Origin of the sequence: Ensifer adhaerens (assembly GCF_013283195.1) — a bacterium.
In the GTDB taxonomy this organism is placed as follows: domain Bacteria; phylum Pseudomonadota; class Alphaproteobacteria; order Rhizobiales; family Rhizobiaceae; genus Ensifer; species Ensifer adhaerens_G.
Window position 1 is genome coordinate 594,124 of record NZ_JABEKT010000004.1, and the last position, 21,018, is coordinate 615,141.

Consider the following 21,018-nt stretch of genomic DNA (forward strand, 5'->3'; position numbering starts at 1 on the left):
GGACGGTCTTTTCTGCGGGACCCGGCGTCAGCTGGCCTTCACGCGGGCATTGTTCATGAAGTCCCAGGTCGCCTCGAACGAGGTGATGCCGGCATCCGATCCGAGGCCGGTCGCCACGAGTGCGGCCGACGCCTGAGCAAACTTCAAGGCGGTCTCCGTCTCCATGCGGTGATGCAGCCCGGCGATGAAGCCGGCATTGAAGGCATCGCCGCAGCCGGTGGTGTCGACCACGTCGATTTCGAAAGCCGGCAGGCGCAGGCTCTTGCCATCGGCATCGAGGAAGCAGACGCCGTCGCCGCCGAGCGTGAAGATGCAGTGCTTGACGCCGAGATCGGCAAAGAAGCGGCCGGCATCTTCGGCGGTCTTCTGGCCGGAAATCAGCATGGCTTCTTCGACCGAAGGCATGAAGTAATCGATAAAGGGGAAGAGCGGTCGGATCAGCGACAGCGTGTTGTCGTTGGCGCCCAGCAGATCGAACGTCGTCGTCCGACCGGAGCGCTTGGCTTCCTCCAGCAGAACGCGGCTCGGTTCGCCGTCGAGGCGATCGAGCAGCCCCGTACCGCCAAGATGGACGATCGGCGGCGCCAGCACCCGCTCGCGCGCATCGGCCGGGATCTCGAAATGGCCCGAGGCCCCGCGCACGTGCAGCGCCGGCCGTTCGCCGTTGCGGCGGATGTTGAGAATGCTCGCGGATGTCGGCACGCCGGCAATGCGCTGCATCTCTGAGCGGTCGATGCCGAAACGGTCGAGCGTGGCGAGCACGAAGTCCGCCTTCTCGTCATCCCCGACCGCGCCGACAGCCAGGCAGTTCAGCCCGAGCTTGGCAAGGTCAACCACCGTGCCGCCGGCAGTGCCGGCTACGGTCAGGCGGATCTCGTCGATAAATTCGACGTTGCCGCCGGACGGGATCCGGTCTACCGGACGGCCGAGAATATCGAGAATATACAATCCGATTACAGATACGTCGTGCGCCATGCACTTAACCTTCCCTGCTGAAATGGTAACCGCTGGATGATTGCCGAACGCCCTTAGCCTCTTGCGCGAAGCGAAAAGACGGTGCCGGCGAGAACGATGAAGACGCCGATAATGGCAAGCTGCCAGGTGCTCGGAATGCCGACGAGGATGAGAACGTTGCTGACCAGCGTGATCAGCACCACGCCGAGCAGCGTTCCGATCACGCTGCCGGAGCCACCGGTAATACGCGCACCACCGAGAACGACGGCTGCGATGATCTCGAGCTCGGTACCGGCAAGATCGAACGGATTGGCAAGCCGGTTGCTGGCGACATGCATGATCCCCGCGATGCCGGCGAGCAGGCCCGCATAGGCAAAGACGAAGATGTGCACGGTGCGCAGGTTGTAGCCGAGACGCTCGGCAATGCCGGGATTGCCACCGACGGCATAGACGGCCCGGCCCATCAAAGTGCGCTCGAGGATCCACCAGGTCGCCGCGGCAGCGACGGCCAGCACCAGCACGAAGGCCGGCAGAATCGAAATCGAACCGTTGGCGCTCTGGTGCGTGAACAGCGCCAGCTTGCCGAACGCCTCCATCGAGCCCGGAATGTTCATGAACAAAGCGGTGCCGACGAAGGTGAGCAGAAAGCTGCGAATGACATATTGCGTTCCGATCGTCACGATCAGCGACGGCGCGCGCAGCGTGTGGACGAGCAGGCCGTTCAGCGCCCCGAAACAGGCGCCGCCCGCGGCCGCCACCAGCAGGATCACCGGCATCGGCAGTCCCGGCAACAGGTTGGTGACCAGCATCGTCACCGTGTACATGACGAAAGCGGCAATGGCGGTGAAGGAAACGTCGATGCCGCCCGACGCCAGCACCACCAGAACCCCGAGCGCAAAGAGCCCGCGAACGACGGAAGCGCGCAGGATGTCGAACAGGTTCGACACCTGCCAGAAGTCCGTATTGATCGTCCCGACCACCAGGCAGACGAGCACGATCAGTGAGAAGGTGACGACCGGCGGATGCCGCAGCAGCCAGCGCCAGGCTGAGCCAAGCGAAGCCTTGTCGTTACCGTCAGGGGCGGCCCCGTTGAATGTCGTGTCGGTCATTGCGGGGTCCTCGCAGTCGTCTCTTCTACAAGGGCGCGATAGAGCGCCTCTTCCTTGAGCGTCTCGGCCTCGAAGGTTTCAACCACCTCGCCCTTGCGCATCACCATGATCCGGTCGCAGTTCTGCAGCAGTTCGAGCAGGTCGTCGCTGATGATGATGACGCCCATGCCCTCGTCCGCGAGGCGCTGGATGATCCGATAGATCGTGTCCTTGGATCCGACATCGACGCCGACGGTCGGGCCGTGCAGCACCAGAAGCTTTGGGTTGATGGTCAGCCAACGGCCGATAAGCACGCGCTGCTGGTTGCCGCCGGAAAGTGACTGCACCGGGTTGGCGACATCGGGTGTCACGACCTGCAGATCTTCGACCGAGCGCTTCGCCAGTTCGCGGCTGCGACGACCGTCGAGGATGCCGAAGGCGCCGCGCAGGCGGTCGAGCACCGGCACGACGATGTTCTCCTCGATCGGCTTCTCCAGAAAAAGGCCTTCCGAAAGCCGATCCTCGGGGACATAACCGATACCGGCCTCGATGGAGTCGGCAGGCTTGCGGGGCGTCACATCCTTGCCATCGAGGCGGATGCGCCCCGCATCGGCCGGCGCGACGCCGGCAATTGCCCTGGCGAGTTCATTGCGGCCCGAATCCAGAAGGCCGGTGATGCCGACGATCTCGCCCCCGCGCATGGAGAAGGAAACGTTGGCAAAAGCCCCCTTCAACGACAGCGCATCGACGGACAGCAGATCCTCGCCAAACTTCGGTGCGGAGCGATAACGCGCTTCGTCCAGCACCTTGCCGGTCATCCAGAAGCCGAGTTCGGCCTTGGTGTGATCGGCGATGTCGCATTCGGCGACCTTCTGGCCGTCGCGCATGATGACTGCGCGGCCGCCGATCTTCTTGCACTCGTCAAGCTTGTGCGTGACGAACAAGACGGCAACGCCCTTGGCGCGCAAGCGCGTGACGATGCCGATCAGATTGTCGACCTCGTGTTTCGTCAGCGCCGTCGTCGGCTCGTCCATGATGACGAGGCGGGCATCAGACGCGATGGCGCGGGCAATCGCGATCAACTGGCGCGTCGCCATCGGCAATTCATCGGTGCGCGTCGACAGAAAGGCGCGGCTCGTCGGCAGGTTCACGGCGGCAAGCGCCCGTTCCGCCGTCTGGCGCATCTGTTTGAGATCAAGCCGCCGGGCAAGTTTGCCGGAAGCGGCGACCAATTGCTGCGTCAAGCCGACATTTTCGGCGACGGACAGGTTGGGCAGCAGCGAAAAGTCCTGGTAGACGGTCTCGATGCCGGCCGCGAGAGCCGCAACGGGCGTCAGATGGCCGACGGGCTTGCCGTCGATGAGCAGTTCGCCGGCGTCCGCCGGCTGTGCACCGGAAATGATCTTGATGAGCGTGCTCTTGCCGCAACCGTTCTCGCCCATCAGGTGATAGATCTGCCCGGGTTCGATCGACAGACTGACCCCCTTCAGCGCGCGAACGCCACCGAAGCTTTTCTGGATGTTGCGAATTTCCAGATAGGGGATTGCGGCTGTCGCGATCTCGCCGCCTTGAGGCGGCGCGCCGGCTTCGTGCTTGAGCTGCATGGCACTGTCCTGACCAAAAAGAACGAGGCCTGCTGAACGTCTCCTCACATCACAATCGATCCGTCGAGAAGATAGGCAGCAGGTTTGAAGCGTTATAGCGCCCCTGGCGCATCCGGTTTGACACGCAGCGCTATAGCGGCATTCGACTGGCGATGCCGGGCTCACGATCGAGCCCGGCATCGCCGTCATCATCTACCCGATCAGAACGGGTACTTAGCGTAGTTCGACTTGTCGACGTCGACCCAGGCCTGGCCAACGACGATCACGCCTTCGCCGGCACCCTTCTTGACGGTGACCTTCTCGTAACCGGGAACGCCGAGGTCCATGCCGTCCTTGAGCTCCTCGCCCTTCAACACCATGTCGGCGACCTTGTTCATGACGTAGCCGGCATCCTTCGGATCCCAGAAGCTGATTCCGTCGACGGCGCCCGATTCCAGATAGGAGCCGGTGTCCTTCGGCAGGCCGATGCCGAACACGCAGGTCTTGTCCTGCAGGCCGGCTTCCTCGACGGCGCGGCCGATGCCGATGACGTCGATCGCCGAACCGCCCTGGAAGCCCTTGATGTCAGGGTATTTGCGCAGGATCTCGCGCGCCTTTTCATAGGCGCGGTTGGCGTCATTGAAGGATTCGTTCTTCTCCGAGACCAGCTCCATCTCCGGGTACTTCTTGGCATTTTCCGAGCCGCCATCGGCCCACTGCACGTGGGTCAGGCTACCGAGCGAGCCGACGAACGAAGTCCACTTGCCGGACTTGCCCATGCACTCGGCGATCTTTTCATTGAAGCGCGCACCAAACACCTTGTTGTCGAAGGCCTCGATGTCGACGAGCGTGTTCTTCATGTTGTCGGCTTCATGGGTGATCACCTTGATGCCGCGCTGGCTGGCGCGCTTCAGCACGCCTTCAAGAGCGGACGCGTCCATCGGCACGACGGCGATCGCGGCAACCTTCTTCGCCACCAGATCTTCGATCAGACGACCCTGCTGGGCGGCATCCGCCTTGCCCGGACCGACCTGGCTGGTGGCGACACCGGGATTTTCCTTGCCATAGGCGTCGACGCCTTCGTTCATGCGGGTGAACCAGTTTTCGCCGGTGACCTTCACCACGGTAACGATGCTGGGCTTTTCCTCGGCAATGGCGGCCGTGGTTGCAGTCAATGCTCCAAGCGCAACGGCGCAGGCAGCGAATTTACGAATGGCAAGCATGCATTCCTCCCAAAGAACCTTCGAATTTTGACAGATCGGCCGGCGTGCGAAGGCGTCTCGCCGGCCCTGGAACTTAAGGTCAGCCGCGCAACGCCTTTGCCCAGGCCTTGGCATCGAAACCGGATGCCGCGAGAAAGACGAGCAGCAGCACGCCCCAGGCGAGGTCGCGGAAGAAGTTGGAGATGTCCATGAAGTTGAACAGGCTCGACAGGATCTGCAGCGACGTCGCCGAAAGAACGACGCAGATCACCCGACCATACCCGCCCTCCGGGCGAACGCCCGCCATGACGGCAATGAGGATGGCGATCAGCACGTAGGAATTGCCGTAGTCCCACTTCACGCTGGAGGTGCGCGCGGCAATCACGATGCCGGCGACCGAGGCGAGTACGCCGCAGGCGGTATAGGTCAGAAACAGGATGCGCTTTTCCGCAATTCCGGCATAACGCGCGGCCTTGGCGTTGTTGCCGAGCAGCAGCAGCCTCAGACCGAACGGACTGTAGCGAAGCACGCCTCCGAGGATAAGCGCAATCAGCAGGAAGAGTGCGAAGCACAGGGGGACACCCAGAACCGGGGTGTTGCCGAAGGCATCGAGCGGTTCGATGTAGCCGAGACCAAGTGCAGACCCGTTGGTGAAGGCGATCGCAAGCCCGGTAAAGAACAGCTGCGTGCCGAGCGTGGCGATGATCGGCGTCAGCCCTGCGCGCGCGATCAGGAAGCCGTTGAGCATTCCGCCGGCGAGACCGACCAGCAGCGCAATGCCGGCAAAGCTCCAGCTGAACAGGAGTGGCGCATCGTCAGGCGAAACCGTGTCGCGCAACACGAGATAGGCGACGACACCCGACAGGTTGGCAAGCGCGATGCCGGAAAGATCGATGCCGCCATTGCCGGAGATCATCGCCAGCATCACGCCGAGTGCCAGAAGGCCGAGCTCGGGGACCTGGCCGGCCATAGATTGCAGATTGTAGATATCGAGGAAGCTGGCACCGACCAAAACGCCGCCCGCCACCATCACGGCGACGTTGACGACGGCCAAAAAGGCCAACTGACGATCAACCCGAAATTCCAAAGCGCGTCCTCCGTCGTGGTCGTTCGCAAGCCAGCGCGACCACGGCTCCCAGCGCGCTTCAGGGCACGCTCCGTGACCGCGCCCCGGGACCTCTTTCGAGTTCGGATGCCGCGACGGCCGACCCAACACGGTCGGCGATGACATTTGCCAAAGACTGTTGTGTATTGTCAACAGCAATCTGGCGCCACCTTCCTATTTGCCTGAAAAGTTTGGAATTTCCCCAACAGAAACACTGCTTCCATATCGCCATTTCTGAACGAAGCGGGAGTTTGGACCGACTTGGAACCGGTCCCGGCCCTTTCCGAAGGGCAAGTCTTCAAGCGTTGCCGAACGACCGACAACCTGGGCGATCCGTCCGGCGGCAGTGCTGCGTCACGGCTGCCGACGAGGAAAACCCTGCACGCGAAGAGATGCGCCCTTGTCGCCGACTGGCGGGTGATAGAGAAATCCTGTTTGCAGCGTGCAGGCTCTGGTCGTGCAGCACGATAATTATGTCGTAGACAGGCTCTAGTCGCAGCGCCGCAAATCCTAAAATCCGGCTTCAGTTTCAATCAGGGTCGCAATCAATGGCAGAGTTTCCGCAAAAGGCGAAGGTCGTAATCATCGGGCTGGGTGGCATCGTTGGTGCCTCGATCGCGCATCACCTGATCGAGCGCGGCTGGGACGACATCGTCGGCATCGACAAATCCGGCATCCCGACCGATATCGGCTCGACGGCGCACGCGTCGGACTTCTGCTACACCACCAGCCACGATTATCTTTCGGTCTGGACGACGCAGTATTCGATCGATTTCTTCGAGAAGATGGGGCACTACGCCCGCATCGGCGGCCTGGAAGTCGTACGCACCGGCGACGATGTCTGGATGGAAGAAATCAAGCGCAAGCTTTCCTCGGCCAAAGCCTTCGGCACCCGCGCACACTATGTCTCACCGGCTGAAATCAAGGCGATGTTCCCGCTGATCGAGGAAGATCAGGTCATGGGCGGCATGTTCGACCCGGATGCCGGCCTCGTCATTCCGCGCTCGCAGACGGTTGCCGGCAAGCTGGTCGATGCGGCCGAGAAATCCGGCAAGCTGCAGATCTTCGGCAACACCCCGGCGACGTCGCTTCTCGTCGAGAATGGCCGCATCAAGGGCGTCGTCACCCATCGCGGCACGATCATGGCCGACCATGTCGTCGTCTGCGCCGGCATCTGGGGCCGCCTGATCGCCGAAATGGTGGGAGAGGATCTGCCGGTCATGCCGGTCGACCATCCGCTCACCTTCTTCGGCCCGTACAACGAATTCGAAGGCACCGGCAAGGAAATCGGCTTTCCGCTTTTGCGCGACCAGGGCAACTCCGCTTACATGCGCGACACCGGCGATCCGAAGACCACCGAAGGCGGCCAGATCGAGTGGGGCTATTACGAGACCACCAACCCGCGTCTCTGCCATCCCCGCAACATTCTTGAAAAGCACGAGGCGCGCCTGTCGCCCTCGCAGCGCGACCTCGATATGGAACAGATCATCGAGCCGCTCGAGCGCGCCATGGAACTCACACCGATCCTCGGCGAACTCGGCTACAATGAAGGCCATTCCTTCAACGGCCTCTTGCAGGTCTCGGCCGCCGGCGGCCCGTCCTGCGGCGAGAGCCAGAAAGTGCGCGGCCTCTGGTACTGCGTCGCCATCTGGGTGAAGGACGGCCCCGGCTACGGCAAGCTGATCGCCGACTGGATGACGGACGGGCGCACCGAGATCGACCATAACTCGATCGACTATTCGCGCTTCTATCCGCACCAGCTCGAGGAAAAGTTCATCGAGGGCCGCTGCTTCGAGGCGGCGCAGAAGATCTACTATCCGGCTGTGCACACGCGCGAACCCTATGGGACCGGTCGCAACGTCAAGCGCTCGCCCTTCCATGAGCGCGAGAAGGAACTTGGCGGCTACTTCATGGAACTGGGCGGTTGGGAGCGCGCACACGGCTACGCCGCCAACGAACATCTGCTCGAAAAATACGGCGACCGCGTTCCCGTGCGCGAGAACGAATGGGACAGCCGCCATTTCTGGCGCGTGTCCAACGCCGAACATCTGGCGATGAGCGAGGATTGCGGCATCGTCAACCTCTCGCACTTCCACATGGTCGACATCTCAGGGCCCGACCATGTCGCGCTGCTCGAGTGGCTGTGCGCCGCCAAGATCGGCGGCGACGGCAATATCGGCAAGGGCATCTACACCCACTTCCTCGATGACGAGGGCATGGTGCGCGCCGACTTCACCGTCTTCCGCATGGAAGACCGCTGCCGTCTCGTGAACGGCGCCGATGCCGGTCCGCGCGACTTCCAGTACATGCGCCGCGTCGCCGAAGACCGCGGCCTCGATGTCACCATCACCGACGTCTCGGAAAAGTTCATCACCATCGGCATCTGGGGTCCCAACGCCCGCGAAACCCTGAAGAAGGTGGTTGCCGAGCCCTCGGGCCTTGACCTCGAAAACTTCGCCTTTGCGGCAATCAAGCCGATTGAAATCGCCGGCAAACCCGTGACCGCCTTCCGCATCTCCTATGTCGGCGAGCAGGGCTGGGAACTGCACATGAAATATGAGGACGGTCTCGCCGTCTGGGACGCACTGCGCTCAACCGGCGTCATGGCCTTCGGCGTCGAAACCTATGCAAACTCGCGCCGCATGGAAAAGAGCCTGCGCCTGCAGAATGCCGATCTTCTCACCCAGTACAACCTCATCGAGGCGGATCTGGCTCGCCCGAAGGTGAAGGACGTGGATTTCCGCGGCAAGGCCAAGCACCTCGAATACAAGGCCCGCGAGCACCAGCCGGCCATGCTGTGCACGCTCATTCTCACGGAGAACACCGACAAGAATGGCGTGAAGCGCTACCCGGTCGGTAGCCTGCCCGTCATGGACCCGGAAACCGGCGCGGTGCTGGTCGACGAACTCGGCCGCCGCTCCTACACCACTTCGATCGCCTTCGGGCCCACGATCGGCAAGAACATCGCGCTTGCCTATCTGCCTTGGTCCCACTGCCAGGTCGGCCGCAAGCTGAACGTCGAATATTTCGCCGAGAGCTACCCCGTCGAAGTTGCCAGCGTCGGCTACAAGCCGCTCTACGACCCGGAGAACCTGAAGCCGCGGAGCTGATCTTGCGCTGAAGAGACATGCGCGCATACACCGCAAGACAAAGGCTCGCTCACATCCGAGCGGGCCTTTATCTATTTCCAAGGTCACCGCCCGACCTGCGAGAGAGTCAGCGTAGCTGACGAACGATGAGGCCCAACCGGCGCACGCGCGGCGGCAGTGCCTGGATCCGAACCGGAGCCGTTCCTACGGGAGCACATGCCCCGCCGCCCTGAAAAGGTGGTACCAGTCCTCGCGCGACAAGGTGATGTCCGCACCGGGCGCGATGTCGCCGAGACGCTCCGGGCTGGTCGTGCCCAAGACCACTTGGATCTTTGCGGGATGCCGGGCGATCCAGGCATAGGCGATGGCCGACGGCGATACCCCGTATTTGCTTGCAAGCTCGATCAGCACGCGATTGAGTTCCGGAAAATTCTTCTCATCACCAACGAATACGCCCCCGAAGAAGCCCTGCTGGAACGGCGACCAAGCTTGGAGGGTCATCCGATTGATGCGGGAGTAGGCAATGACCTCTCCGTCGCGGTCGATCGACTGCTCCAAACCGGCCATATTCGCAGCAAGACCGAAGGCGATGGAGGGGGCATGCGCGATACTGAGCTGGATTTGATTGGCGACAAGCGGCTGGTTCACGGCGGTCTTCAGAAGGTCGATCTGCAGCGGTGTGTGGTTCGATACACCGAAATGCCGCACCTTGCCTGAAGCGTGCAGATGGTTGAAAGCCTCGGCGACTTCCTCCGGCTCCACCAGTGTATCCGGCCGATGCAGCAGAAGGAGATCCAGATAGTCGGTTTTCAGGGCTGCAAGAGAACGGTCGACGGCCCGGAGGATATGTTCCTTGGAGAAATCAAAAAAGCCCGGACGAATGCCGCACTTGCTCTGTATCACGATCGCGCCCCGCTCGCTCGCGCTCAGCCGTAGGGCTGCACCAAAGCGACGCTCGCACTCATGCGCTTCGCCACCGTAGATATCGGCGTGGTCGAAGACGTTGATGCCGACATCACGCGCCCTACTGAACAGCTGACGAATGGCGTCGTCGCTCAGATCGGCGATACGCATCAGGCCCAGGACTGCGGACGAAACAGCCAAATCGGTCGTTCCCAGTTTGAATTTCTGCATCGGGGGTCACTCACTCTGTCAATATCGTTGCGGAAGGGTAGCCTGGCACCGGCACGACCGACTACCGCTGGAACCTGCTGTCGGAGCGGCAAGCTGTAGCAGCATGGAGGAGCAAGGCAAATGCCGGCGATGGAAATGCGCGGCAACAGGTTTGTCTTTTCCGTGATGCACTCGCCAATCGCCTTGACCGCGGCTCGTCTTTCGGTCTCCGGACCTTTCGGAAGCACTGGGCGTAATTTGTGCTGTGATTTTGCGTGGCTGCGGGCCGATTAGAGCTCAGAACGCCAAAAGCCCGCCGGTTTTCACCTAGCGGGCTTTTGTTTGATTTGGTTGCGGGGGCCTGAGCACACCGAGACTTGTATATTCTAATGCGAAGCTGCTTGGGGCGAAGCAGAATTCGCGGAAATGGGCCCGATGACCGTCCAAACCTTCAACGAACGGGCGATCTACGGACGGGTTAGCGATGAAACCAGCCAGTCAAGTTCCGTGCGAGCGGACGAGAGTAAGCTCGCGTAGGAATTGACGGTCGTCATGTCAGTCCCGTATCTCTTGTCCATAGAGGCTGCGGAACCCTTGCCGATCATCAAGATCCTCAACGGGCTGCTTGAAGTGATGGTCCCTGACAGGTCATCACGATATTGCTCAGCTTGAGCGATGTCTTCCCGAGAAATCGGATGGTTGGGGCGCTTAAACTCAATGAGCAGATAGCTGTCAGCAAGATCCTGCGACAACAGAAGATCAGGCCGTTTCGAGGCCCGCTCGCCCGTAAATTTCTTATCACTATAGTTCGCGATGACCCGTTTCAGTGTGATGTTCGATGACATCAGAGCGTATTGGCGGCCAAGAAGCCACAAATTCGTCTCGAAGGCCTTATGGACGTCTTTTTCGAGGGTCGCTTCGTTGTCGATAAGCTCCTGGAGGTAGTCCAGAAATCTCATCCGTCTGGTCGCTTGAGCAGCGATCCCAGAGAGCTCAACCATACCAAAATCTTCGAGCGCCGCTGCAAAGGAACTGACATCTGTCCGGTCGGTGGCATTTATCCGCTCGAAGACGGCCCAGTAGGCGTCATGCTCCATGGCGTCGAGCGCGACCTCTGCTATCGTCGCAATGCGGTCTTCGCTTTCCCGATAGAATCGCTGCAGGATCCGGTGGAGGGCTTCCTCAGCGTAGCGTCGGCGGTGTTCTGGGAGGTCTTTCAGCCTAGCGTCCAACTGCTTCTTCAATCGAGCTAGCTGAAGGCTCATATCGCGAGAGTGGCTCTCCCTAAGCCCTTCTTTGACGATCGATTTCACGTAGGATTGGATTTCTTGGAACGCCTTGCTGTTCTCGACCACCCCGCCCCAATCGGCAGTTACGAAATGGTCGTTACCCTCGAGCTCCACCTCTCCGTAGACTCGTTTCGAAAGCTTGAAGGGAATTTCCTCGTCGTCATCTAGGCCGAACATCATCGGCTTCCCGACGACCTTCCCGTCCACCTTCAGCACTATACCAGGTAATTTTGGTGCTTTCTTGCCGTCTGCAATCGTAAACCTCAATCGAACTGAGCCGCTCTCTGTAAGGGTCGTCTCGACTTCCCTTAATACGCCCGGAACATCGTCGACCGACAACTGCGCCTCATTTACGAATACCTTGAAGGCATCCTCCCGGCCGTATTCGTGCACGAGGACTTCTCGAAAACGATCAGGCGTAGGGAAATTCAATCGGCTATCAAGACCGGACAGGATGATTGTCGTGCCTACATGAGCTTCGCCTGCATCCTCCTCGATGAATGGTAGAGGCACAGATTCCAGGTCATTCTCATTCTCGGCCAGGACGAGTTTGTCGATCGTCAGGCTGCATTTCCGACCTCGGGCGACCGCTGAAACATCCATCCGGCTTGCCAATGACAGGCCAGCAAACTTACCGATGCCCTTTCGACCCTTAACCTTCCGCTTGAGTAGAGGGGTCCGTTCGCCTGTGCGTGCCCGCTTATCGCTGGCGATGTTCAAGTATTCGTTCCTCATTTCCAGAGATGTCATTCCCGAGCCGTCGTCGCAGACGATAATCGGATCAGACGACAAAGGCGTCGGCAATGTGATCCAGACATTTTTGGCGTCAGCGTCCCATGCGTTGTCGACCAGCTCCTTCAAGGCTGCTTCGCTCGATCGATAGGCTTCACCCAGCAGTCTTGTCAGTCGTGTGTTAACCGAAAAATGCACGTCATCCATAAAACGCGTTCCTCAACCCGTACGTAAACCAGAGGTAGCAGAAGAAATAAGTCTCTGATACCTTCGTCGATACGCCCCACAGGAAACAACGCGACGCGACTAAAGCCACGCAAGTAAATTGGCCCTGACGTCGACCGTTATCTGAAACTGGACTCGGCATCCTGTTTCTGCTGGACGACCATGGCGCCTGTCCGCACCTCCTGACCTGTTACGACGGTGCTGATCTTATCTTTGTCCAGATCGCAGACTTATGGATTGCTGTCGATCACGAGATCTAAAACGCCCGATCAGACAACGGAAGCCGAAGTTCAAGTAGATAAAACGAGATACGCTAGCTAGATTTCTTTGACGAAGTGGTTGCTTATCGATTCGAAAACACGCTGTAGTAGGGCAAGACTAACATTAGCTCGATACGATCCATAGATTTGCGTCTCGTTGATGACCTCGTCGACTTCGTTCAAGGCCAAGTGGCACGGACAGCCAATCGGGGTCGCCGAGCTGCACACCTTCCACGGCAAGATCGAGCAGAAGGCGGCTTGGACGCGCGGCCTTTTCGTCAGCAACAGCGGATTCACCGATGACGGCCTTGTGGCCTTCGGACGCGGCAACCGCGTCATCTGCATGGACGGTCTCGACCTCTACGAGATGCTGGAGCGAGATTTGCCGCTCACACACGTTCTCGAACTCAAGGTTCGCCGGGCTGCGGAAACCGGCTCCGCCTTTGTTCGCGTCCGCGATCTCTTTTCTCGGTGACCGGGAGGAAGGGTATGACGCAGTTTAATGATTGGTGCCTTTCGGTGGACGAGCCCGTCGGTAACCACGTCCGTCGGGTGATGACCGGACAGGCCGCGAGCCTTGCTACGGGGATCCAGGCGACGGCGGCCATTGTGCCGGGGCACTATGCGTCGGAAGAATCGGTTGCCAGGGCGCTCAACCGACTCGGCAAGCCGGCCGCCGCCGCGCTCATCGAGGGCAAGCTGCCGACAACGAAGAATATCCGTTCCGGCGATCTCGGCGAAATCTACGCGACGGAGTGGATCGACGCACACAGCGGTGGATATCGCGCGCCGATCAAACGCTTGCGCTGGAAGGATCATCGGAACATGGCGATGCGCGGGGATGACGTTATCGGCATCCTTCAAGATGCCGCCAGCCAACGCTTGCTCTTTCTTAAAACCGAAGCGAAGAGCCGCGTGGCGCTGACCGGTCAGGTTCTCACCGACGCGCGCGCGGGCCTGGACAAGGATGGCGGGCTGCCATCCGCTCACGCGCTGTCCTTCATCTCGGCACGCCTGCTGGAACTGGACAATTTGCCGCTCGCCGACGCGATTGACGATGCGCTGCTCAAGCACGGCATTCCCGTGCAAAATGTCAAGCACCTGCTTTTCACGTTTTCCGGCAATGCGCCGGACGCCCTGCTAACCGCTTCGCTGCAAGCCTACCCTGGACCTATCAACCAATGGGGTGTCGGCCTACGAGTGGAGGGACACGCCGCCTTCATCGGCGCGGTCTATGATCGAGTGATCGCCGATGCCAACAACACCTGAAGCAATCGCGGCGGACATTGCCGAAGCGGCTACTGCTGGCTTCCGCGGCCGTCTCATCGCACGCGGTCAGGCGCGAGCGATCATCTGGCGGGACGGCGCGCTTCCGCCGGACGCACCGGCCTTTGCGCCGCAACTTAGCTACGACTTGCATTCGCATGGGTATGGTCTTCTCGGGCTCGGCCTTCGCCTTCGTGAGCTCGGCGGCGATGCAGCACAGGCGCGCACCGCCTTCGAACAGGCTGCTACGGCCCTCGAGGCGGTGATCGCCAAAGGAGACCGCCTTGAGGCCGATCGCGACTTCCATTTCGTCATGGCGGCGGCGAGCTATCATCTCGCCCATCTCTCGGCCCGCGCCTACTCGCTGCTCGCGATCGTCGAAGCCGACGAGAATTTCGCGCCTATCGAACAGGCACTTGCCCTGCTGATGCGACGAAACTTCAGCACGCTTCGCAGCAGCGTTCTCGACTATCGGGCGTCCGGCGAAGGCAGTGATGCCCGAATTACTGCCGGCATTCAGGCCAACCTCGACCAGGCCGAGGCGGCGGGCAACCCCGCGGACGGCAACGATTTCCTCTTCGATGGTCTCGACACCGCGCTGACCGACGCATTTATGGCGGCCATGTCGCTGTTCCTCCTCGCATTGGAACGCGGTGAGCGGCCGCTGCTCGATCAGGCGCTGGAGCGGCTGCGCACGAGCCTTTCCATTTGCAGTGAGATGAACATGCTACCGCAATGGTGGGCACATCGCATCGCGCTCCACCTCCTGTCGGATCTCTGGTCGAGTACCTTCCACGAAAAGGTGCCGCTCCAACCAGCCGGTGGCGAGGCGGCCGATTGGCCTCGACTACGTGAGCTGTTCATCGCCCTGCTGCAACGGCGGCCGAGAGCTGAGGTCGACCTGTGGCCGTCGCAGATCGAAGCGGCCACCCGCGCGATCGACCAGTCCGACGATCTCGTGGTTTCGCTGCCCACCAGCGCGGGCAAGACCCGTATTGCCGAGCTTAGCATCCTGCGCTGCCTGGCCGGCGGCAAGCGCGTGGTCTTCGTCACGCCGCTTCGCGCGCTGTCGGCACAGACTGAAACGACACTACAGAGGACCTTTGGTCCGCTCGGCAAGACTATCTCGGCGCTCTATGGCAGCATCGGGGTAAGCGGCTTCGACGAGGATGCGATCCGTGAACGGAATATTGTTGTGGCGACGCCGGAGAAGCTCGATTTCGCATTGCGCAACGATCCGTCTCTTCTCGATGACGTCGGCCTGCTGGTTTTCGACGAAGGCCATATGATCGGACTCAATGAGCGTGAAGTGCGCTACGAGGTGCAAATCCAGCGACTGCTTCGGCGCGCGGACGCGCATACACGGCGGATTGTGTGTCTGTCGGCCATATTGCCTGACGGAGACCAACTCGACGACTTCGCCGGCTGGCTGCGGCGCGATCATCCGGGTGGCGTGATCAAGCACGACTGGCGACCGACCCGGCTGCGCTTCGGTGAGGTTGTATGGACGTCGCCAAATGCGCGGTTGAACCTTCGCGTCGGCGACGAGCGGCCTTGGGTCCAGCGGTTCCTCACGGGAACGGCGCCGCCCAACTGGGTGCCGCCAAAGCGTCAGAGAACGCGGCTCTTCCCCGACGATCAGCGCGAGCTCTGCCTGGCAACAGCCTGGCGGCTGATCGAGGATGGGCAGACCGTCCTGATCTTTTGCCCGGTCCGGCGAAGCGTCGAGCCATTCGCCGACGTAATCGTTGACCTTCATGAGCGTGGGGCGCTGCGGACGCTGCTCGAAGCTGATCCCGCGGTCCTCCGCACCGCAATCGCGCTTGGCGAGGAATGGCTGGGCCCGAACAGCGCAATCCTGAAATGCCTGCGCCTGGGCGTCGCGTTGCATCACGGCGCCCTTCCGACGGCCTACCGCAAAGAAGTGGAGCGCCTGCTGCGCGACGGTGTTCTCAAGGTGACGATCTCCTCGCCAACCTTGGCACAGGGCCTCAATCTGTCGGCCACGGCCGTCATCATGCATTCTCTCCACCGCAGTGGGGAGAGGATCGACATCTCTGAGTTCAAGAATGTCATCGGCCGCGCCGGCCGCGCGTACGTCGACGTCGAAGGCATGGTCCTTTTTCCGATGTTCGACGATATTGGGAAGAAGCGGCGCAATTGGGAAGCTCTCATCAGCGATCTTGGCGCGCGAAACATGGAAAGCGGGCTGGTGCTTCTCGTCTGGACGCTTCTGTCTCGTATGCACGCACGAATTGGCGGCGATCTGAATCAGGTCGTCGACTACGTCGCCAACAATGCCGCCGCCTGGACGTTTCCCGAGATCGCACACGAAAAGCCCGACGACCGCGAGCGTGCACTCGCCCATTGGGAGCGGCATGTCGCTACGCTCGACACGGCGATCCTCAGCCTCATCGGCGAAAATGATATCCCTGACGGCGGCATCGAGGCCGCACTGGACGACATCCTGCAATCGTCCCTTTGGCACCGTCGCTTGCTACGTCAATACAAGCAGGTGCAGCAGGCTCTGAAGGCGGGCATTGTGTCCCGCAGCCGCCTTATCTGGAGTCAGTCGACAGCAGCGCGCCGTCGAGGTTACTTCCTGGCGGGGGTTGGGCTGACGACTGGGCATGCGTTGGACGCCATAGCGGAAGATGCCAACCTCCTCCTCATCCAGGCCAACGCTGGGATACTGGAAGGCGATGACGAGGCGACAATTGCGGCGATCACGGGTTTGGCTGAGCGCGTCTTCGCATTTTATCCCTTCACCCCTGATCCCTGGCCGGTGAACTGGCGCGATATTCTGCGCACCTGGCTCCTCGGCCAACCTCTTGCCGGCATCGCCGCCGGTCAGGAGTCCGAAACACTGCAGTTCATCGAGGGGGGCCTAGTCTATCGCCTTCCGTGGGCAATGGAGGCACTCCGCGTTCGCGCGGCCGCGAACGGCGATGTGGTTGGCGTCTTTAGTCTCGCGCTCGAAGACCATGAGGTTGGCTTCGCTGTTCCTGCCGTCGAGACAGGAACGTTGAACCGATCGGCCTCCATCCTGATTCAGGCGGGTTTCACCTCAAGGCTAGCGGCCATCAAGGCCGTCACCGATACGGGTGCGATCTTCCAGACGGGCTCAGAGCTTCGTCAATGGTTGAACTCGGAAGCGGTCACCGCAATGAGCGCCCAGCCGGAGTGGCCGACGGCAGAGACGAAGGCGATGTGGACGGAATTTACCCAAAGCTTCATTCCACCGGAAAACCGGACTTGGGCCGATCGGCGATACTGGGCGAATGCGACATGGCTCGGCGTGCCGCCGCCTCCGGGAACGCCCGTTCAGCTTCACCACTGGGCTGATCAGTCACTCGTGCTGTCGGCCGATGGTGCGCCGCTCGGCATGGTACAGGCCGCGCTCAATCCGGCCCGAGCGGGGTTGGTGCGCGCGCAGGTGGCTCAAGACGTCAACAGGATCGATATCAGCTACCTTGGGCCGGCGGACCTGTCTGCCGCCTAGATGTGTGAGATTCCAACCTTCGCATCGCCATGTCTTCCTGCATACGCTGGCGAAGCGGTGTGGTCGGGGTGTCGTTGGAGAAGCTGGCCATTGAACGTTCCTCTCGTTGAAGGGAACTCCATGGTCAGGCCACACCTACAGCCTGCCTAGAACTCCAGATAATCGCGCCAACCTCCCCGCGCGCACCCTCCCGCGATGCGGGTTCGTGCATCGGGGCGCAAAGCTGCGTTCAAAAATCCGACGTGGGAACATAGTCTCGGACCGGCAGCGGAATAACTTCCAGGCACGCGCAATGGTCCCAGGCTCAGAGCTCGGGCATGACTGTACGGACACTTGCAAGTCCTCCGCCTCACGCCTCTGCCCTGCGACCGCTCCGCATCCCGCCCAGAAACCGCTCTCGTAATTGCGCTACAGCGGTCGATTTCGCTGGGGTACTTTTGAGGCGGGATAACGTATTGAGCGGACATCTTCTTGGTTCGCCCCGCTGTGCCTGACAGGCGCCCGCGAAAATCGAACCCGGGAGCACCAGTGGCATTTCTGCCGTTGCGAAGTACCGGAACTCTTTCGCCTTCACCCCTTCAGCGCAAGACTTGGGAGATTCGACTCGCCAGACCGAGCGCCTATCAACACGCCTAGCGGTATCGCAGGGATTCTATTCACCAGCCCATCTCGTATGCCTTGCAAATGCACTCACTCAGTTCGTCCATCTCTTCGCGAGGGCCGACGAGGCGTTCAACCAGCAGCAAAGTGAGATCGGCTCCCGAACAAGCCGTTGAGCAGAAGCAAACCCCTCGTTCGCTTTCGCGAGCGCCTCGCACTATCAGCGCGTTACAAAAGCTTCCGTCGACGAGCTTGCACTGCACGGTCATCAGATGCCGACCCGTTCCCGAAGCTCCGGATTAAGCTCGGCTCGAAGAGTGGTAACGATCCGCCCTGCCTCTTCCCGTGTGAGGCCGCACAGCAGAAGCGATTGGTCGGCGAGCGCAAGACCGGCCGCAAGATTTTCAGGAAAAACAACATTTGCACCAGCTTTGACAAGGGCCGTGATATCGCGATCATCGGCCGTACTGACAACACAGGGAATGGCCATCTGCTGCTCTCTCGCAAACTTCAGAATCCGTTCGACGGCGGAGTGCCTATCAAAAGTGATGACGACCAGCCTGGCCTTTGCGAGGCCTGCGGCAGACAGTATTCGGCGATGCGCGGCATCGCCGTGGACGATCATGTGGCTCTCTCGTTGGGCTTCCTTAAAGCGCGCGAGATCGGACTCAATGGCGATGTGCGGTATCTTCGCCGCCTCAAACGCAGTCGCAACGAGGCGTCCGACACGTCCGCATCCACACAGCACAACATGTCGGTCGAGCGACGCGCATGTTGCGCGAATCGCATTCTCGGTTGCGGCCACGCGGGTCCGCCGATTCCCAACGAGATGCTCGACAAACGCGGTGTGCTGAATCAGCACTGGGGCCAGGCCCATGGTGAGTGCAAGGGCAATGAGGACCGGTTGACCGACCTCGGAGGGCAGCAGACCGCTGTTCATGGCCATGGTCAACAATAGCAGGCCGAATTCTCCGCCGTGGGCAAGGATGACTGCGACGTGGAGGGCGATCGCGGCGGACCTGCGCAGCATGAGCCCGACAACGAAGGTAACGAGCGCTTTGCCGAACAGAAAGACCACACACCACGCGAGGATCGCGTAGGGAAATACCACCATCAGCCGGAGATCTATCTGCATGCCCACTGTGACGAAGAACAGGCCGACAAGGACGTCGCGGAATGGTCGTACATCGTCCTCGACGCGGTGCTGAAAGTCGCTCCCGCCGATCACCATGCCGGCGATGAAGGCGCCAATCGGCAAAGCCAGACCAGCGAGATGGGCGAGATAGGCGGCCCCGAGAGCAACGAAAAGCGCCGCCAGGAGAAACAGGTCGTTCGAGCGGGACCTGGAAGCACCGGCAAAAACAGTACGGACGAGCGGGCGGGCGATGATGGAGACCGCGATGAGTGCGATCGCCGCAAGCCCGAGACGCCCCACGAGATCGAACGGATCGACAGATGCCTGCCTCGACCAGCTATCCACGGCGACGAGAAGGGGGATCGTCGCGATATCCTGAAACAATAGGATGCCGAGGGCAAAGCGTCCATGCTGGCTCGAAATCTCGCCCTGTTCGGCGAGTTGTTTCATGGCAACGGCGGTCGATGACATCGCCACAGCGCCACCAAGCAGAATGGCGATGCGAGGATCAAGCCCGAGCAACCAGAGCGCGACGGCAATCGTCGTAAGCGTCCCGCCCACCTGCAGGCTGCCTGCCAAGAGGACGTCGGTGCGCGCTGCAAGCAGGGTGCTCAGCGAGAACTCCAGCCCGACCATGAACATCAGGAAGATCAGGCCGAGTTCGGCGAGGAAGAGCGTATCGTCACCGAGTGCCACGAGATTCAGACCATAAGGACCAATCGCAAGTCCCGCCAGGAGGTAGCCCATGGCGGCAGGCATTCGCAGCGCAGCGAGAAGTCCGACAGCAACGGCCGAAACCATGATCATAGACAGACTTTGAACCAGCAGGTGGTCGGTCATCGTATGCCTCGGCGGAGCGGGCGGGCGTCGGCAAAGTCTACCACATGAACGCCGCATTGCCTGATGTGGCGGAGTAACACACACGCAATGTGAGGCTTTCCTGCTATGTGAGGTCTGCCGGGGTGGTTATTGTGGAGAGTTACGCAGCGGGTCGTCGTCTATTTTCGTTGAGGTTCGGGCCGGCGCGAGGCGTCTGGGATCTTCGTTTGAGCCGCGCGGCGGTTTCGAAGAATGCCCGCTATCGCTGCCTTCGGGCCACATGCTGACGAAGCCGGCGGGCAACATAAGCCGAAGCTTGGAGCGCTGCTTCTTCATCACGAGATTCTGACGACGGAATCAGACAGGACCGGTTACGCAACAGCACACGAACAAGCGGATATCGAGTGGCTATCCGACGAACACGACGCCGGCTATGCATAGATGAACATCCGCACCTCGCATCAAAAATGCGTGGTGAGGCGACCCTTGTTCCTGTCCGCTAGTCGGGCAAAACTCGTAAATCAGATGCGCTGGCGGGTCGGCCGAAAAGGAACCCTTGGCCATAGTTACAGCCAAGCTCTCGTAGTGCGTGGAGTTCAGTCACCGTTTCAACCCCCTCGGCGACGACCTGCTTTCCCAGTGCCTTCGCCATATCGATGATGGCCTTCACAATGGCATGATCGGCGCTCGAGCCGGTCATCGCACGTACGAAGGAACCGTCGATCTTGATCTGGTCATAGGCAAAGTCCTTCAGATGCACGAGTGAAGCAAAGCCGGTACCGAAATCGTCGAAAGCCACGATAAAGCCGGCCGTACGCAGCGCCTCAAGCTGTGCGCCGATATCGCCACCCTGCTCCGACAGCATGACCCCTTCCGTGACCTCGATCTGGATATGGCGAGGTGACAGCCCTGCTGAGCGGGTTGCGCCAAGGATTTCATCCACAAGGCAAGGGCTGCCGGGCAACCCGATAAACTGTGACGACGAAACGTTGATCGCAATATGGCCGAAATCGACACCGGCCGTCGCCCACGCCTTGGCTTGAGCGACGGCGCACC

The 21,018-nt window shown here is 60.8% G+C and carries 13 protein-coding genes; 4 read left to right on the forward strand and 9 right to left on the reverse strand.

Features of this window, described 5'->3' with window-relative positions:
* Positions 1 to 27: 27 nt before the first annotated feature.
* From LPJGGPFB_RS29190 to LPJGGPFB_RS29210, 5 genes are all read right to left on the reverse strand, one after another.
* Positions 28 to 975, reverse strand: coding sequence for a carbohydrate kinase family protein (locus LPJGGPFB_RS29190; protein ID WP_173423416.1), 948 nt, complete (start codon positions 973 to 975; stop codon positions 28 to 30).
* Between the two features lie 53 nt (positions 976 to 1,028).
* Positions 1,029 to 2,063 carry an ABC transporter permease gene (locus LPJGGPFB_RS29195; RefSeq protein ID WP_173423417.1) on the reverse strand — a complete coding sequence of 345 codons (1,035 nt, stop codon included), beginning with the start codon at positions 2,061 to 2,063 and terminating at the stop codon, positions 1,029 to 1,031.
* Positions 2,060 to 3,646: a sugar ABC transporter ATP-binding protein gene (locus LPJGGPFB_RS29200; RefSeq protein ID WP_173423418.1), complete on the reverse strand. Its 1,587-nt coding sequence runs from the start codon at positions 3,644 to 3,646 to the stop codon at positions 2,060 to 2,062. Before LPJGGPFB_RS29200 ends, LPJGGPFB_RS29195 begins: the two co-directional genes overlap by 4 nt.
* A 200-nt stretch (positions 3,647 to 3,846) precedes the next feature.
* On the reverse strand, positions 3,847 to 4,848 hold the full coding sequence (locus LPJGGPFB_RS29205; protein ID WP_173423419.1) for a substrate-binding domain-containing protein: 1,002 nt from the start codon (positions 4,846 to 4,848) through the stop codon (positions 3,847 to 3,849).
* A 79-nt stretch (positions 4,849 to 4,927) separates the two neighbouring features.
* Positions 4,928 to 5,857, reverse strand: coding sequence for an ABC transporter permease (locus LPJGGPFB_RS29210; RefSeq protein WP_234903139.1), 930 nt, complete (start codon positions 5,855 to 5,857; stop codon positions 4,928 to 4,930).
* A 623-nt stretch (positions 5,858 to 6,480) separates the two neighbouring features.
* Here LPJGGPFB_RS29210 and LPJGGPFB_RS29215 point away from each other — a divergent pair.
* Positions 6,481 to 9,042: a GcvT family protein gene (locus tag LPJGGPFB_RS29215; protein ID WP_173423421.1), complete on the forward strand. Its 2,562-nt coding sequence runs from the start codon at positions 6,481 to 6,483 to the stop codon at positions 9,040 to 9,042.
* Between the two features lie 183 nt (positions 9,043 to 9,225).
* Here the strand turns inward: LPJGGPFB_RS29215 and LPJGGPFB_RS29220 are convergent, their stop codons facing one another.
* The gene (locus LPJGGPFB_RS29220) at positions 9,226 to 10,155 is read right to left on the reverse strand and encodes an aldo/keto reductase (RefSeq protein WP_173423422.1); all 930 of its coding nucleotides are present in this window, start codon (positions 10,153 to 10,155) and stop codon (positions 9,226 to 9,228) included.
* 446 nt (positions 10,156 to 10,601) lie between these two features.
* Entirely contained in the window at positions 10,602 to 12,362 is a 1,761-nt protein-coding gene (locus tag LPJGGPFB_RS29225; RefSeq protein ID WP_173423423.1) for an ATP-binding protein, read from the reverse strand.
* Positions 12,363 to 12,800: 438 nt separating this feature from the next.
* Between LPJGGPFB_RS29225 and LPJGGPFB_RS29230 the strand changes: the two genes are divergently transcribed.
* Genes LPJGGPFB_RS29230 through LPJGGPFB_RS29240 form a run of 3 tightly spaced genes read left to right on the forward strand, consistent with a single transcriptional unit; the run spans position 12,801 to position 17,408 of the window.
* Complete coding sequence (locus tag LPJGGPFB_RS29230) at positions 12,801 to 13,115, forward strand: restriction endonuclease (protein ID WP_234903118.1); 315 nt, start codon at positions 12,801 to 12,803, stop codon at positions 13,113 to 13,115.
* 14 nt (positions 13,116 to 13,129) lie between these two features.
* Positions 13,130 to 13,909 (forward strand): Hachiman antiphage defense system protein HamA, encoded by a 780-nt coding sequence (locus tag LPJGGPFB_RS29235; protein ID WP_173423424.1) that lies wholly within the window; start codon positions 13,130 to 13,132, stop codon positions 13,907 to 13,909.
* Positions 13,893 to 17,408, forward strand: a complete 3,516-nt coding sequence (locus LPJGGPFB_RS29240) for a DEAD/DEAH box helicase (protein WP_173423425.1) — start codon at positions 13,893 to 13,895, stop codon at positions 17,406 to 17,408. Before LPJGGPFB_RS29235 ends, LPJGGPFB_RS29240 begins: the two co-directional genes overlap by 17 nt.
* 868 nt (positions 17,409 to 18,276) lie before the next feature.
* Here the strand turns inward: LPJGGPFB_RS29240 and LPJGGPFB_RS29245 are convergent.
* Complete coding sequence (locus tag LPJGGPFB_RS29245) at positions 18,277 to 20,040, reverse strand: cation:proton antiporter (RefSeq protein ID WP_327795880.1); 1,764 nt, start codon at positions 20,038 to 20,040, stop codon at positions 18,277 to 18,279.
* A gap of 421 nt (positions 20,041 to 20,461) precedes the next feature.
* On the reverse strand, positions 20,462 to 21,018 hold a 557-nt coding region (locus LPJGGPFB_RS29250), incomplete at its 5' end, for an EAL domain-containing protein (RefSeq protein ID WP_173423427.1).